Source organism: Aurantiacibacter gangjinensis (assembly GCF_001886695.1).
GTDB classification, from domain to species: Bacteria; Pseudomonadota; Alphaproteobacteria; order Sphingomonadales; family Sphingomonadaceae; genus Alteraurantiacibacter; species Alteraurantiacibacter gangjinensis.
Genome location: NZ_CP018097.1, coordinates 1,547,608 through 1,563,147 on the forward strand (window position 1 = coordinate 1,547,608; position 15,540 = coordinate 1,563,147).

14 protein-coding genes are annotated in these 15,540 nt (G+C 62.6%); 6 read left to right on the forward strand and 8 right to left on the reverse strand.

The features are described 5' to 3' along the window. Positions 1 to 108 precede the first annotated feature (108 nt). The 6 genes from BMF35_RS07590 to BMF35_RS07615 all read left to right on the forward strand — a co-directional run bounded on the left by BMF35_RS07590 (position 109) and on the right by BMF35_RS07615 (position 7,023). Positions 109 to 1,164, forward strand: coding sequence for a DNA-directed RNA polymerase subunit alpha (locus BMF35_RS07590; RefSeq protein ID WP_047005431.1), 1,056 nt, complete (start codon positions 109 to 111; stop codon positions 1,162 to 1,164). Between the two features lie 87 nt (positions 1,165 to 1,251). Continuing rightward, complete coding sequence (rplQ, locus tag BMF35_RS07595; RefSeq protein WP_047005432.1) at positions 1,252 to 1,671, forward strand: 50S ribosomal protein L17; 420 nt, start codon at positions 1,252 to 1,254, stop codon at positions 1,669 to 1,671. An 85-nt stretch (positions 1,672 to 1,756) separates the two neighbouring features. Then, the gene (locus BMF35_RS07600) at positions 1,757 to 3,136 is read left to right on the forward strand and encodes a serine hydrolase domain-containing protein (protein WP_047006418.1); all 1,380 of its coding nucleotides are present in this window, start codon (positions 1,757 to 1,759) and stop codon (positions 3,134 to 3,136) included. Positions 3,137 to 3,209: 73 nt separating this feature from the next. Then, complete coding sequence (locus BMF35_RS07605) at positions 3,210 to 5,351, forward strand: prolyl oligopeptidase family serine peptidase (protein WP_047005433.1); 2,142 nt, start codon at positions 3,210 to 3,212, stop codon at positions 5,349 to 5,351. Between the two features lie 130 nt (positions 5,352 to 5,481). Beyond that, complete coding sequence (locus tag BMF35_RS07610) at positions 5,482 to 6,066, forward strand: hypothetical protein (RefSeq protein ID WP_047005434.1); 585 nt, start codon at positions 5,482 to 5,484, stop codon at positions 6,064 to 6,066. Positions 6,067 to 6,162: 96 nt separating this feature from the next. Then, positions 6,163 to 7,023, forward strand: coding sequence for a hypothetical protein (locus tag BMF35_RS07615; protein WP_052765857.1), 861 nt, complete (start codon positions 6,163 to 6,165; stop codon positions 7,021 to 7,023). A gap of 13 nt (positions 7,024 to 7,036) precedes the next feature. Here BMF35_RS07615 and BMF35_RS07620 read toward each other — a convergent pair whose 3' ends face one another. Genes BMF35_RS07620 through BMF35_RS07655 form a run of 8 tightly spaced genes read right to left on the reverse strand, consistent with a single transcriptional unit; the run spans position 7,037 to position 15,538 of the window. Further along, positions 7,037 to 7,675 carry a trimeric intracellular cation channel family protein gene (locus BMF35_RS07620; protein ID WP_047005435.1) on the reverse strand — a complete coding sequence of 213 codons (639 nt, stop codon included), beginning with the start codon at positions 7,673 to 7,675 and terminating at the stop codon, positions 7,037 to 7,039. After that, complete coding sequence (locus BMF35_RS07625; protein ID WP_047005436.1) at positions 7,672 to 8,391, reverse strand: PepSY domain-containing protein; 720 nt, start codon at positions 8,389 to 8,391, stop codon at positions 7,672 to 7,674. The genes BMF35_RS07620 and BMF35_RS07625 overlap by 4 nt, the downstream gene beginning before the upstream one ends. A gap of 33 nt (positions 8,392 to 8,424) precedes the next feature. Then, positions 8,425 to 8,853, reverse strand: a complete 429-nt coding sequence (locus BMF35_RS07630) for a VOC family protein (RefSeq protein ID WP_047005437.1) — start codon at positions 8,851 to 8,853, stop codon at positions 8,425 to 8,427. After that, on the reverse strand, positions 8,850 to 9,671 hold the full coding sequence (locus BMF35_RS07635) for a hypothetical protein (RefSeq protein ID WP_052765858.1): 822 nt from the start codon (positions 9,669 to 9,671) through the stop codon (positions 8,850 to 8,852). The genes BMF35_RS07630 and BMF35_RS07635 overlap by 4 nt, the downstream gene beginning before the upstream one ends. Beyond that, positions 9,671 to 11,089, reverse strand: a complete 1,419-nt coding sequence (gene lpdA / locus BMF35_RS07640) for a dihydrolipoyl dehydrogenase (protein ID WP_236781491.1) — start codon at positions 11,087 to 11,089, stop codon at positions 9,671 to 9,673. Before lpdA ends, BMF35_RS07635 begins: the two co-directional genes overlap by 1 nt. Further along, positions 11,082 to 11,417 carry a hypothetical protein gene (locus BMF35_RS07645; RefSeq protein WP_047005439.1) on the reverse strand — a complete coding sequence of 112 codons (336 nt, stop codon included), beginning with the start codon at positions 11,415 to 11,417 and terminating at the stop codon, positions 11,082 to 11,084. Before BMF35_RS07645 ends, lpdA begins: the two co-directional genes overlap by 8 nt. Before the next feature lie 20 nt (positions 11,418 to 11,437). After that, positions 11,438 to 12,682, reverse strand: a complete 1,245-nt coding sequence (odhB, locus tag BMF35_RS07650) for a 2-oxoglutarate dehydrogenase complex dihydrolipoyllysine-residue succinyltransferase (RefSeq protein ID WP_047005440.1) — start codon at positions 12,680 to 12,682, stop codon at positions 11,438 to 11,440. 12 nt (positions 12,683 to 12,694) lie between these two features. Then, the gene (locus BMF35_RS07655; RefSeq protein ID WP_047005441.1) at positions 12,695 to 15,538 is read right to left on the reverse strand and encodes a 2-oxoglutarate dehydrogenase E1 component; all 2,844 of its coding nucleotides are present in this window, start codon (positions 15,536 to 15,538) and stop codon (positions 12,695 to 12,697) included. Between the last annotated feature and the right edge of the window lie 2 nt (positions 15,539 to 15,540).

Here is a 15,540-nt window from a genome sequence, read left to right on the forward strand (position 1 = left end):
GAAGCCTTTCGCGGAAGGCAACTTCCGCACCAAGTCATTCGCATCGGCCGCGGCGCTCATCCTGAGCATCGCGGTCTTTGCGCCAGAAAACACCTTTAGGGGAAGTCCATGTCCGTCAATACGAAGAACTGGCAGGAACTGAAGAAGCCCAACACTCTCGACATCAAGGAAGGTGCTGACAAGAAGCGCAAGGCCACCTTCGTCGCCGAACCGCTGGAACGCGGCTACGGCCTGACGCTGGGCAATGCGCTGCGCCGCGTGCTGCTTGCGAGCCTGCAGGGTGCCGCCATCACCTCGATCAAGATCGAGAACGTGCTGCACGAATTCTCCTCGCTCGCCGGCGTGCGCGAGGATGTGACCGATATCGTCCTCAACGTGAAGCAGATCGCGCTGAAGATGGAAGGCGAAGGCCCCAAGCGCCTGCAGCTTTCCGCCACCGGCCCGGCCGAAGTGAAAGCTGGCGACATTGCCGTTTCGGGCGATATCGAAGTGCTGAACAAGGATCTGGTGATCTGCCATCTGGACGAAGGCGCTACGCTCAACATGGAGCTGACCGCCGACACCGGTAAGGGCTACCAGCCCGCCGTGCAGAACCGTCCGGCAGATGCGCCGATCGGCCTGATCCCGGTCGACAGCCTGTTTTCACCTATCAAACAGGTGAGCTACAAGGTCGAGAATGCCCGCGTTGGCCAGGAACTGGACTTCGACAAGCTGAGCCTGACCATCGAAACCGATGGCACCGTCACGCCCGAGGATGCCATCGCCTATGCCGCGCGCATCCTGCAGGACCAGCTGACGCTGTTCGTCCACTTCGAGGACGGTATTCCGCAGCCCTCCAGCGCCATGATCGGCGTTGCTGCAGAGCCGCAGGAAAGCGACACCAACCAGCTCAACCGCTACCTTCTTAAGAAGGTGGACGAGCTGGAGCTCAGCGTGCGTTCGGCCAACTGCCTCAAGAACGACAACATCATCTATATCGGCGACCTGGTCCAGAAGACCGAAGCCGAGATGCTGCGCACCCCGAATTTCGGCCGCAAATCTCTGAACGAGATCAAGGAAGTGCTGTCGTCCATGGGCCTGCGCCTCGGCATGGACATCCCCGGATGGCCGCCCGAAAACATCGAAGAAATGGCCAAGAAGCTGGAGCAGGAACTGCTCGGCTAATTGCCGCAAGGGGCATGGGCCGGACCCCTTCATCCGGCCTGCTACGGGCAACCTTGTACGGGCCCATATCGAACTGGAGTAAAAGTTATGCGTCACGGAATTTCCGGCCGTAAGCTCAGCCGCAAGAGCCAGCATCGCATCGCCATGTTCCGCAACATGGCTGCTGCCCTGATCAAGCACGAGCAGATCCTTACCACCACGGCAAAGGCCAAGGAATTGCGCCCCTATGTAGAGAAGCTGATTACGCTGGCAAAGCGTGGCGGCCTTTCGAACCGTCGTCTCGCCATGTCGCGCCTGATGGACGAAACCCAGCTTAAGAAGCTGTTCGACGTTCTGGCAGAGCGCTATGCCGACCGCGAAGGCGGTTATACCCGCGTGATCAAGGCCGGCTATCGCGACAGCGACGCGGCCGCCATCGCCATCATCGAACTCGTCGACCGCGACGAAGACGCCAAGGGCCAGGACAGCGGCCCGGTGATGACCGAGGACGAATTCGAAGACGCGTAAGCGCTTCCAATACAGACAAGTGAAGGGCTGGCGGAGCGATCTGCCGGCCCTTTTCTTTTGCGCGCGCGCCACTAGTCTCGCGCACATGATCCGCACGACCATGTTGGCAGCTGCCGCGCTGCTATTCGCCACACCCGCCACCGCGCAGAGCATCCCGCAATCCGAGCTGGACGATCGCTACGACCGCGCGCTGGCGGCAGGGTATAAGGCGCTGTTCCTGTGCGGCGCTCTGGCAAATACCGAAATCGGGCTCGGGCGGAGTGACGAGGACATTCTTGCGTCCGAATTGTCCGGTATCCAGCCTCCGCTCGACATGATCGCGGCAGAGCTTGAGCATACCATTTACCGCTTCGAGCGTGATGGAGACCCGCTGTCCCACGTGGCTGTCGCATGGGCCGAAGACATGCCGCCTCGCATTGCCTTCCATATGGAAGAGGGCGGATGTAGCCTGTTGCCAATAGGGGCGACGACCTTTCCCGATCGGTCGAGCGTATCCTTCTCTGACGCTGCCATCGTCTGGACCCAGCGGGAGCTTGCCGATCCCGATCTCGGCCCGGTATTCGAGCGGGCGTTCAGTGACCATTACGGGGCCGATGCCCGTACAACAGCCGTATTGGTGCGCGGACATGCCGAGCACGATGACGAACGCTACGCTGCGCCATATTCTCCCTACTCGCCCCAGCGCACCTGGTCCGTCGCCAAATCGATCGCTGCTACAATTGTGGGCGCGGCGGTGCAGCGCGGCGATATCGATGTGAACGAGAGCGCCGGGCTGGGCGCCGATGAGACCGATCCGCGCCGCGCGATCACCATCGATCATGCCCTTCGCATGGCGTCGGGGCGCTATTCCGATACGCCGGGCAACCGCACCGATCCGCTCTATTATGGCGGCGCGACGGTGGACGAAGTAGCGCTCGACTGGCCGCTGCTTTTCGCGCCCGGCACAATGTATCGCTACGCCAATAACGACACGCTGGCCGCAGTGCAGGCTATCGAACATACCTTCGCAGATCACCCTCCTGCCGATCTGTTCGAAACCTTGGACATGGGTCGGACGATTGCCGAAACGGACTGGCAGGGGAACTACATCCTTTCCAGTCAGGTCTGGGCGACCGCACGCGATCTCGCCAATCTCGGCCAGCTGCATCTGCAGGACGGCATGTGGCGAGGCGAACGCATCCTGCCCGAAGGCTGGGTCGATTACATCACCACCCCCTCCGGCCCGCAGCCGAGCAATACGGCATGGGGCTATGGCGCGGGCTGGTGGCTGGCAAATGGCAACCTCCAGGGCGTACCTGCGGATATGTTTGCCGCGCGTGGCAATCGCGGACAGTATCTTGTCGTCATTCCAAGCGAAAATCTGATCATCGTGCGACGGGGAGAAGATCCGGCGGGCGGTTCCGGCTTCGATATCGTGGCGTTCACTGCCGATGTCCTCTCCGCCCTGAACAATGAAGGCGGATAGCCCCTAGTTTGCATTGCCTTGGAAAGCGCAACGGCTAAGGTGGTTTCCGATGAAATCTGAAAGGGTTCACACCATGAAACGCTTCGCCCTGATGGCCGGTATCGCCGGCCTTGTCGTCACTCCTATCGCAGCACAGGACATGTCCGCACCCGATTATCCCGAGACCCGCGAGGGCGATGTCGTCGAAACCATTTTCGGTGAGGAAATTGCCGATCCCTTCCGCTGGCTGGAAGACGATGTGCGCAACAATCCCGAGGTTGCCGCCTGGGTCGAGGCGCAGAATGAGCTGACCGACGCTTATCTGGAAGAACTGCCCGCGCGCGGCTGGTTTCAGGAGAGGATCAGCGAGCTGTATAATTTCGAGCGGTTCGGCATTCCCGTGGCGCGCGGCGACCGGTATTTCTACACCGGCAATTCGGGCCTGCAGAACCAGTCCCCGCTCTATTACCGCGACGGTTTGACGGGCGAGCCGCAGCTTCTGATCGACCCGAATGAATGGGCCGACGATGGTGCCACCGCACTAGCCGGCTGGGTGCCGTCTCCCGATGGCTCGAAGCTGCTTTACAGTGTGCAGGATGGCGGCAGCGACTGGCGCATCGTGCGCGTGCTCGACGTGGAAACGGGTGAGCAGATCGGCGGCGATGTACGCTGGGTCAAGTTCTCCGGCCTCAGCTGGGTGGGCGAAGAAGGTTTCATCTATTCGCGCTTCCCCGAACCCGGGGAAGGCGAGGATTTCCAAGCATTGAACCTCGACCAGTCGGTCTATTTCCATGATCTCGGCACAGACCAGTCGGAAGACCAGCTGGTTTTCGCAACGCCGGATGCGCCCGAGCAGAACAATTTCGCCGGCACCAGTGATGATGGCCGCTGGATGGTCATCCAGTCATCCACCGGCACGGATAGCCGCTACGAAGTGCGGCTTGTTGATCTGGAAGCGCGCGACGAGCATGGCTGGCGCGTCCTCCCGCTGGTCGAAGGCTTCGATTACAGCTGGTCGATGATCGGCAATGTCGGCTCGACGCTGTATTTCACCACCAATGCCGATGCGCCGCTCTACCGCATCGTGTCCATCGACATGGATGCGCCGCAGGATGGCTGGACGGTGATCGTGCCCGAGCGCGACCAGCCTATCGCTGGCGCCAGCATGGTAGGCGACAATCTCATCGTCGAATATCTGGAGGACGCATCGTCCAGCGCATACGTGATGACGCTGGATGGAGAGCTGGTGCGCGAAATCGAATTTGCCGGGCTGGGCACGGCAGGCGGCTTCGGCGGCAGCGCGGACAGCACTGAGACGTTCTACAGCTTCGGCAGCTTCAATCGTCCGAACACCATCTACCGCTACGATGTAGCATCGGGCGAGAGCACCATCTTCGCGCAGCCTGAAGTCGACTTCGACCCCGACGATTTCGTGGTGGAGCAACGCTTTTACGAAAGCCGCGACGGCACGCGCGTGCCCATGTTCATCGTGCGCCGCGCCGATATTGCCGAGAGTGGCGAAGCGGTGCCCACGTTGCTCTATGGCTATGGCGGTTTCGACATCTCGCTCACTCCCGGCTTCTCCGTCGCGCGACTGGCGTGGATGGAAGCGGGCGGCGCTTTCGCCCTCGCGAATATCCGTGGCGGCGGCGAATATGGCCGCGCCTGGCACGATGGCGGTCGCCGTGCGAACAAGCAGAACGTGTTCGACGATTTCATCGCGGCCGGTGAGTTTCTCATCAGCGAAGGTATCACGCCGGAAGACGGCCTCGCCATTCAGGGCGGCTCCAATGGCGGTCTGCTGGTGGGCGCGGTCGCCAACCAGCGTCCAGACCTGTTTGCCGCGGGCAATGCTGCCGTGGGCGTGATGGACATGCTGCGTTTCGACCAGTGGACCGCAGGCCGGTACTGGGTGGACGATTACGGCTATCCCGACCGCGAGGAAGACTGGCGCATCCTGCGGGCCTATTCGCCGCTGCACAATATCCAGCCCGATACGGACTATCCGGCACTGCTGGTGACCACGGCGGACACGGATGACCGCGTGGTGCCGGGGCACTCGTTCAAATATACCGCTGCCCTGCAGGCGGAGAACCTCGGCGAGCGCCCGCAGCTGATCCGGATCGAGACCCGCGCGGGGCACGGCTCGGGCAAGCCGACCGACAAGGCGATCGAGGAAGCCGCCGATGTCTCGGCCTTCCTGGCATACTGGACCGGCCTCAACCCGCAGGACTAAGATATTCAGGTAGTAGGCGACTTTTCTGAATATCTGCTAACACGCGAGTTCAGCGTGATCTCACGCTGGCTCGCGTAAAAGCCTTCTCACAGGTGGCAATCCCGCCGCCGGGACGAGAAGGAGACGCCTTATGAAGTCCATTACCAAAGCTCTGGCCAAGGGCACGCTCGGAACTGTCGCCGCCGGTGCGATGGCGATGGCCTCGGCCTCTCCCGCCATGGCTGACGATCACCGCTATCGCGACCGTGACCGTGGCATTTCCGCCGGCGAAGTGATTGCCGGTGCCGTGATTATCGGCGGTCTGGCCGCGATCCTGTCCTCGAGCAATCGTGACCGATACGACCGCGATTACCGCTACGACCGCGATTATCGCGACTACCGCGGTTCCTATCGCGGCGGCTATCGTAACGCCGAACGCGCCGTAGAAATGTGCGTCCGCGCAGCGGAACGCCAGGCGCAGCGCTATCTCGGCACGCGTGCTGAAGTGTACGAAATCTACGATGTCGACCGCGAGCGTCGCGGCTTCGAAGTGAAGGGCCGGATCGCCGTGCGCGACGATTATCGCTACCGCGACCGTCGCGGCTGGGGCAGGGATCGTTATCGCGATTACCGCCGTGGCTATCGCAACTCCGGCTGGGATGAAGGCCGCTTCGAATGCGATGTGCGCAATGGCCGCATCCGCGATCTGGACTTCCGCGGCATTCGCGGGCTCTGATCGCTGACGACCGATAACAGGCAAGGGCGGTTCAGGCTGATGACAGTCTGGACCGCCTAGCCGTATCTGCAATATCCGAACCGGGGAACTTCGATTATGGCCATGCGCCCGACCAAATTCACCAGCGCCTTCGCAATGGCTGCCGCGCTGTCGCTCACCGCCACGCCCGCCGCGGCTGCGGAGCTGCCCGCCATCGCCTATGGCGGCGCGGAATACGAGCTGTACGACGAGGGCGAGGCCAATCAGTATCGCCATCGCCGCTATCGCGATTATCGCCACCACCGTCGCGGCGGGGTGGACGCTGGCGATGTGATTGCCGGTGTCGCTGTATTGGGCGCGCTGGCTGCCATCATCGGCACCTCGCGCAGTCGTGACCGTGATCGCGAGCGTTATGAGGACCGCTATCCCCGCCGAGACCGCGCCCGCTATGATGACAGGCGCGGCGTTGCCGACACGCGCGGTATCGAGCGAGCGGTCGATATGTGCATAGACGCCGTGGATCGGGATAGCGGACGCGTGGAAGCGGTCGACAATGCCCGGCGGTCCGCCTCCGGCTGGGATGTCAGCGGCACGCTGGAAAGCGGAGACCGCTTCTCCTGCCGCATCGGCAATGATGGCCGCATCCGCTCCATCGACGTGGATACGGATGACTTCGCCTATAACGGCGCGACCGGAACTGACCTCGGCGCGCGCGGCGAGCAATATAGCGCGGATTATTACGCCCGTGCCCGTGCCACCACGCGAACACCGGCCGACGGTCCTTATCAATATGGCGATGGTGCCGGATATCGTGACGATGGCTACGCCGCGCGCGACGAACGCTACGACATGCCGCAAGACGACGGCCCGCAGCCGAGCTATCCAGGTGGCCCGCTGGAAGGCGAGGACGATGACCGGCCCGAGTGGCAGGGTGACGGTCGTTACGACACGGCCAGCGCGCCGGACTTCCGGCAATAGCGCTTTTGCCCGGTCAGTCTTTCACTTCGCGCGAATAGGCGGGCAATTCGATAGACCAATGCATGGCCGCGCCGCGCAGCGCGAAGCCTGCCAGCGCGGCCAGTCCCATGGACCAGCCTTGCGGCACGCCCAGCAATATCAGCACCGCGCATAAAGATGCGGCAAGCGCGGCGGCGGTCACATAAAGCTCCGGGCGCATCAGGATCGAGGGCACGCCCGCGATCACATCGCGCACGATGCCGCCCACACACCCGGTCACGATACCCAGCACGATGGCGGCGAGCGGTGCGACGTCGAAAGCCAGCGCCTTGGCTGTGCCCAGCGCGCAGAAGATGGCGAGCCCGACCGCGTCCGCCCATTCCAGCCATTTCCCGTCCCACCATTTGCGCGGCGTAAACCACGCGATCAGCGCCATGATAAGAATGACAGGCGCCACCCAGAAATCGCGCAGCCAGAAGGCCGGCACGCCCAGCATGGCATCGCGCACGCTGCCTCCGCCCACGCCGGTCAGCAGGGCGAAGAAGGCGCAAGTGACGAATGTCTGGTTCAGCCGCGCCGCCAGCAAGGCGCCGGAAAGCGCGAAAACCGCCGTGCCGCCAAGGTCGACGAATGGCGGCAGGACCGGCGCAGCCTGTGTCGGGATGTCGATCACGCCTTCACCCGTGCCTTGCGTCGCCGGAACATGAGCACGCAGCCGATCAGCGAACCGATCACGGCAAGCGCCGAGAAAAGCACGAGCATCAGATGTTTGAACGGTGTTTGTTCATCGAGCGAGCGCGTTTCGAGGTCCATGATATGCAGGCCCCAGGCAAAATCGAACACGCGCCAGAAATCGGTGCGGATCGCGGCGATCTCGCCCGAGCGCGCATCGACATAGACCCGCGCCCCGTCCTGTAGCTCCGCTTGCCAGGCGGGGATGGCTCGGCGGAAATCGGACGCGGGGCTCTCGGCGTCCATCAGGCGCAGTGAAGCAAGGTCGTCGCCGCCGACTATGCGCTCCGCCAGCAGCGAGCGGACATAGTCTTCATCGACGCTGGGGAGTGGATCGCCGCTTCCATCCGCAGCGTAGCGTTCGATGTTGCCGTCGGTGGTGGTCAGCAGCCAGACCGGGCGGCCGCGCTGCATGACGACCCGCTTTTCCGTGTATTGGATGGAGTTGCCGATGGGGAATGCGATCCCCGCTGGATTACCTGGCGGAAGGGCCTCCTGCTCCACCGGCAGGCGCAAGTGGCTACCGCGTACCTCGTTGATCGGCGTGAGCACCATGACAAGGCCGGTTACCGTCCACATCAGGATCGGCAAGCCCACCAGCCATCCCAGCCAGATATGCCATTTGGCGAGGAATCGCATTGTTGCAGCTTTGCTCATGCGCGCTGCATTAAAGCCGCTGCCGCCCCGCGCCTAGTCTTTCGCGAAAAGCGCCTCCGGATCGCCGAATGCTTTCATCTCGATGGCATTGCCGCTGGGATCGCGGAAGAACATGGTCGCCTGCTCGCCCGGCTCTCCTTTGAAGCGGATATACGGCTCGATTTCGAACGGGACATTGGCGGCTTTCAATCGCTCCGCGAGCTTCTCCCATTCTTCGATCGGCAGGACGAGGCCGAAATGCGGGATGGGCACGTCATGCCCGTCCACCGGATTGCTGCCGCCGGTATTGCGCGCGACGACTGACGGCGCCTGATGAGCCACGATCTGGTGACCGTGAAAGGCGAAATCGCACCAGTCGTCCGACGAGCGGCCTTCAGTGCAGCCCATCACCTCGGTCCAGAATTGCCGCGCGGCTGGCAAATTGTCGACGGGGAAAGCGAGGTGGAACGGAGGCAGGCTCATCTTTTAGGTATCCTGTGCAGGCCGAGGGCGAGGCCGAAACCGATGATCGGCGCGGCGCCATATCCTATCAGCGGCATGGGGTAATGCGACATCATTGCCATGATGAAGAATCCGAACAACGCGCCGCCCAGCGCAAAGCGTTTCTCGCGGTTGAGCGGCACGGCGGCGAGGATAAGCGCGAAAGTCGCGAGCAGGCCGGCAGCAAGCGCAATGGCGATGACGATGCTCTGCCCGGCCGCATCGATCAGCACGCGCTCCACGAAAGGCTGGGGCGGGATCTCGCCCGAGAGCGCCATGGCGATGGAGGCAAAGAAGCCGAGAATGGCAACCATCCCCATTTTCCAGTCGCGGGTGACATGATGGATGCCGATGGCAGCGAAGGTAATGGCAAAGCCCGTGGCGGCATCGGGCTGGAACAGCGCCGCGCCGAGCCCAGCGAGCAGGAAGGCAAAGCCCTGCCGCCTGTTGCGGGCCGCCAGCACGACGAGCGCTGGCACGGCCACCATACCGGTATGGATGGCCAGTCCGCCGACGGGAAACCAGCGCACCACGCGGTCTCCCGTGATCGAAGTGAGTTCCGGGCCGACCACCAGCGGCGTGAGCATGAACACGACGAGGAAGAACACCAGCATGTGGCGGCTGAGCGCCGTATGCGGGCCGCGCCCCGTCAGCGCCCACAGGCTCGCAAGCGCCAGCGCCGCCAGGTTCACCCATGCGTAATGAGAAGGCGCTCCGCTCAGCGCCATCCACAGGGCGCCCGCCACCACCGGTATCGCCAGAGCGAGCACCGATGGCAGGCGGGCGCGCCATTCGCCCATCAGATGTGGATCGGCTTGCCCTGGATGCTCATGGCGGCCTCTTTCAAGGCTTCGGCGTGGGTGGGGTGCGCGTGGCAAGTGTAAGCGATATCCTCGCTCGTCGCGCCGAATTCCATCGCGATGCAGGCTTCCGCGATCATCGTGCCCGCGACACTGGCAATCGCCCAGATACCCAGCACGCGATCCGTTTCGGCATCGGCGATGACTTTCACCAGGCCGTCAGGCTCGTGATTGGTCTTGGCGCGGCTGTTCGCCATCATCGGGAATTTGCTGACCTTCACCTTGCTCTTGTCGCCGCCAGCCTTCTCGATCGCCTGTTCGGTGGTGAGGCCGACACCGGCGATTTCGGGCAGGGTATAGACGACGCTGGGAATGACATCGTGGTTCACGATGCCCGTCTCGCCAGCGATATTTTCGGCGACCGCAATGCCTTCATCCTCGGCCTTGTGGGCGAGCATGGGGCCGGGGATCACGTCGCCGATGGCCCATACGCTGTCGACCTTGGTGCGGAAGCTGTGATCGGTTTCGATTTGGCCGCGCTCGTTCGTTTCCAGGCCGATAGCGTCCAAGCCCAGCCCTTCGGTGTTCGGCCTGCGACCGATGGACACGAGCACGCAGTCCGCCTCCATCGTTTCCGCATCGCCGCCCTTGGCTGGTTCCAGCGTCAGCGTTGCTTTCTTGCCCTTCACCGACACGCCGGTGACCTTGGTGCCGAGTTTGAATTCGATGCCCTGCTTCTTGAAGATCTTGCGCGATTCCTTGCGGATATCGCCATCCATGCCGGGCAGGATTTCATCGAGAAACTCGACACAGGTGACTTTCGCGCCAAGACGGCGCCATACGCTGCCCAGTTCAAGCCCGATGACACCGCCGCCGATCACCACCATGTGCTCCGGCACCTTGGCGAGTTCCAGCGCGCCGGTTGAATCGACCACCACGCCCTTGTCGTTGTCGACCTCGACCCCCGGCAGCTGCGTGACGGAGGAGCCGGTGGCAATTACGATGTCCTTCGCCGTCACCTTCTCGCCGCCGACTTCGACCGTGTGACCGTCGACGAAGCTCGCGCGGCCTTTCTTCCAGTCGACCTTGTTTTTCTTGAATAGGAACTCGATGCCCTTTGTCAGGCCGTTCACCGCATCGAGGCGCTGGTCGTGCATCTTGGGCAGGTTGAGCTTGGGGCTCACATCGATGCCCATGCTTTCCATCGCGCCATTGGCGGCGGCATCGAAATATTCGGACGCATGCAACATCGCCTTGGACGGGATGCAGCCGACATTGAGGCAGGTGCCGCCCAGCGTCTCCCGGCTTTCGGCGCAGGCCGTCTTCAGGCCAAGTTGCGCAGCACGGATGGCAGCGACATAGCCGCCGGGACCGGCGCCGATGACAAGGACGTCGTAATCGTAATTATGGTCAGACACTGCTGTCCTCCGCAGGGGTTTCATTCGCAGGCTCAGCCGCGCTTTCGGCGGTCGAGCTGGTGCAATCGTTGACGATTTCCTCGATCCGCGCAGGGCGAATATCGTCCGCCGTCAGCTCAGGGTCGTCGATAAAGGTATCGGCGGTGCATTCGCACACGGCGGTGATCCGCTCCGCGACGACGCCTGCATTGCTGGCGACCGTTTCGCACTGGTTGGCGACCTGCGTGCGGATCTCGTTGTCGATTGCTTCACCGGCGATTTCTCCGGCAGCATCGCAACCTGCAAGAGAGACTGCGAACAGCGAGGCGAGGCATAGCTTCTTCATCATTTTACAGTCTCCTACCGCGTTTACAGATCGATCAGCATCCGCATGGGATCCTCGATCGCTTCCTTCATGATCTTTAGCGCGGTCACGGCTTCGCGCCCGTCGATAATGCGATGATCGTAGCTCAGGGCCAGATACATCATCGGGCGGATGACAACTTCGCCATTCACGGCAACGGGGCGTTCCTCGATGCGGTGCAGGCCCAGCACAGCGCTTTGCGGCGGGTTGATAATCGGCGTCGACATCAGCGATCCGAACACGCCGCCATTGGAGATTGTGAAGGTACCGCCCTGCATATCCTCCATGGTGAGCGTGCCTTCCTTGGCGCGCTTGCCGTAATCGGCGATGGCCAGCTCGATCTCGGCAAAGCTCATGGCATCCACGCTGCGCACGACGGGCACGACGAGACCATTGGGCGCGGACACCGCCACCGACATGTCGACATAGTCGTGATAAACGATTTCATCACCGTCGATATAGGCGTTAACGGCGGGCACATCCTTCAGCGCCAGCGAGGCGGCCTTGGCGAAGAAGGACATGAAGCCGAGCTTGATGCCGTGCTTCTTGGCAAACACATCCTTGTAGGCGTTCCGCGCCTCGATCACGGCAGTCATGTCGCAATCGTTGAAGGTGGTCAGCAGCGCGGCATTATCCTGCGCGGCTTTCAGGCGCTTGGCGATAGTCTGGCGCATGCGCGTCATCTTGACGCGTTCCTCGCGGCGCTCACCCTTCGCAGCAGCAGGCACGGAAGCTGCCGCAGGCGCGGGCTTGCTGGCATCTGCCGGACCGGCTCCTTTGTTCTTCGCGGCGGCCAGCACGTCTTCCTTGGTCAGGCGGCCATCCTTGCCCGTGCCCTTGATCGTGGTCGGGTCGAGGCCATGCTCCAGCACGACGCGGCGCACGGCGGGCGACATGGAAACAGAGCCATCACCCGAAGAGGCGCTGCCACCATCGTCCTCGCGCTTTTCGTTTCCCTCTTCGCGCATCTGCTTGGCGCGCGCGGGTTCTTCACCCGTGGCGGCGACGGTCGCGCCTTCCTCGATCTTCGCGATCACCGCGCCGACTTCCACCGTCTCGCCCAGCTCCACGGTGAACTCACCGATCACGCCTGCAACGGGGGAGGGGACTTCCACGGCCACCTTGTCGGTTTCGAGGCTGGCGATGGGCTCGTCGGCGGCCACGGCATCGCCGGGCTGCTTGAGCCATTCGCCGACGGTGGCTTCCGTGACGGATTCGCCAAGTGTGGGGACTGTGACTTCGGTGGTCATGCCTATCGTTCCTCAGGCTTTGGATGGCTTGGAGCGCGCCTTGCGCTTGGCGTTGGTCTTGCCGCGTTCGGAGAGGCCGAGCGCCACGGAAACGAGCGCTTCCTGCTGCACCTGGTGACGGGCGGCAAATCCGGTGGCGGGGGAGGCTGCTTCCTCGCGGCCCGCATAGGTCGGGCGCATGCCCTTGTGACCGGCAGCGGTGAGCGCATCCTCGATACGGTTCTGCACGAAAAACCACGCGCCATTATTATGCGGTTCTTCCTGGCACCAGACGACCTCTTCCAGATTGGTCATGCGCTTCAGGCGGACGGCCAGCGGTTCACCCGGGAAGGGGTAGAGCTGTTCGATCCGCACGATGGAGACATCGTCGACATGCTCCTCGTCGCGCTTTTCCATCAGGTCGTAGGCGACCTTGCCGCTGCACAGCACGAGGCGGCGCACCTTCTCGTCTGCGATCTCGGTCTTGTCGGAGAGGATGCGCATGAAATGGCTGTCGCCGGTGAACTTGGCCGCGTCATCCTTGGCGGACGGATGGCGCAGAAGGCTCTTGGGCGTCATGATAACCAGCGGCTTGCGGAAGGGGCGCATCATCTGGCGGCGAAGCACATGGAAGTAATTCGCCGGGCTGGTGATGTTGCACACCTGGATATTGTCGTTCGCGCATAGCTGCAGGAAGCGTTCAAGACGGGCCGAGCTATGTTCCGGTCCCTGGCCTTCATAACCATGCGGCAGCAGCATGACGAGGCCGTTGGCGCGCTGCCATTTCACTTCGCCTGCGGCAATGAACTGGTCGATCATGATCTGCGCGCCATTGGCGAAATCGCCGAACTGCGCTTCCCAGAGGACTAGCGTCTTGGGATCCGCGAGGGCGAAGCCGTATTCGAAGCCGAGCACCCCGAATTCGCTCAGCGTGCTGTCATATACCTCGAACTTGCCGTGCGGCAGGGTGGCGAGGGGGATGTATTTGCCCTCGTCATTCTGGTCGACCCAGATGGCGTGGCGCTGGCTGAAGGTGCCGCGTCCCGAATCCTGGCCGGACAGGCGCACGCCGAAGCCTTCGGTCACGAGGCTGCCGAAAGCCAGCGCCTCGGCGGTTGCCCAGTCGAAGCCTTCGCCGCTTTCGAACATGTTGCGCTTGGCATCGAGCACGCGGTTCAGCGTCTTGTGGACGGTGTGGTCGTCCGGAACAGTGGTGAGCGTGCGGCCAAGGCTGTCGAACAGCTTCTTCGGAATCGCGGTATCGACATTGCGGCGCGCGGTTTCGGGGTCGGCGGGCTTGTGCAGACCGCTCCAGCGACCGGCGAACCAGTCCACTTCGTTGGGCTTGTAGCTCTTGCCCGCCTCGAACTCCTCGTCCAGCAGGCTGATGAATTCCTCGCGCATGGCGGGAGCGGTGCCCGCATCCAGCACGCCTTCATCTTTCAGCCGCTCGGAATACAGCTCGCTGACGCGCGGATGCTTGCGGATTTCCTTATACATCAGCGGCTGGGTGAAGCTTGGTTCGTCACCTTCATTGTGGCCGAAGCGGCGATAGCACCACATGTCGATCACGATATCGCGCTTGAACCGCTGGCGATATTCGATGGCGAGCTTGCAGGCGAAAGTCACCGCTTCCGGATCGTCGCCATTCACATGCAGGATGGGCGCCTGCACACCCTTGGCTACGTCAGACGGATAGGGGCTGGAGCGCGCAAATTTGGGGCTGGTGGTGAAACCGATCTGGTTGTTGATGACGAAATGGATGCACCCGCCGGTGGAATAGCCGCGCACGCCGGACATGCCGAAGCATTCCCACACCACGCCCTGGCCGGCAAATGCCGCATCGCCGTGGATCAGCACGGGCAGCACCTGTTCGTGATTGTCCAGATCGTCGCGGAAAGCCTGCTGAGCGCGCGTCTTGCCCAGCACGACGGGGTTCACCGCCTCGAGGTGCGAGGGGTTGGGCACCAGGCTCATATGCACCTTGATACCATCGAACTCGCGGTCCGTGCTGGTGCCGAGGTGATATTTCACATCGCCCGATCCGCCGACATCGTCCGGATTGGCACTGCCGCCGGAAAATTCGTGGAAGATCACGCGGTAGGGCTTGGCCATCACATTGGCGAGCACGTTCAAACGGCCGCGGTGGGCCATGCCGTAGATGATCTCGCGCACGCCGGTGGAGCCGCCATATTTGATGACCGCTTCCAGCGCCGGGATCATCGCTTCGCCGCCATCCAGGCCGAAACGCTTGGTGCCGACATATTTCTTGCCGAGGAATTTCTCGTATTCCTCGCCCCGGATCACCGCCTGCAGGATGGCGCGTTTGCCTTCGGGCGTGAACTGGATCGTCTCTTCGGGGCTTTCGAACTTGTCCTGCAGGAAGCGCCGCTCTTCGGTGTCGGCGATGTGCATGTATTCCAGGCCGACATGCCCGCAATAGGTGCTGCGGAGGGCCGCATAGAGCTCGCCCACCTTGGCCCATTCGAAGCCGAACACACCGCCGACGAAAACCTCAAGGTCTTCCTTACCAGCAAAGCCGTGCCATTCGAGGCTGAGGTCTTCCGGCTCTTCCAGATGCGAAAGGCCCAGCGGATCGAGCTCCGCCGCCAGATGCCCGCGCACGCGATAGAGCCGCACCAGCAGCATGGCCTGGATCGAATTGCGGCACGCTTCCTCGACGCTGGCCGCATCGGTCGGCTTGCCTGCCTTGGCAGACGCCTCCGCGACCGCGGCCAGCATGTCGGTCGGGTCCATGGCATCGGCAAAGCCGCCATGCCCGTCATTCAGCGGCCAGCGCGGATTGCCCCAGCTGGGGCCTTCCTGCGGGCCGTCCTGATGCGGCATGTCGGGGAAATCGGTAGGCTCTTTACCCATGT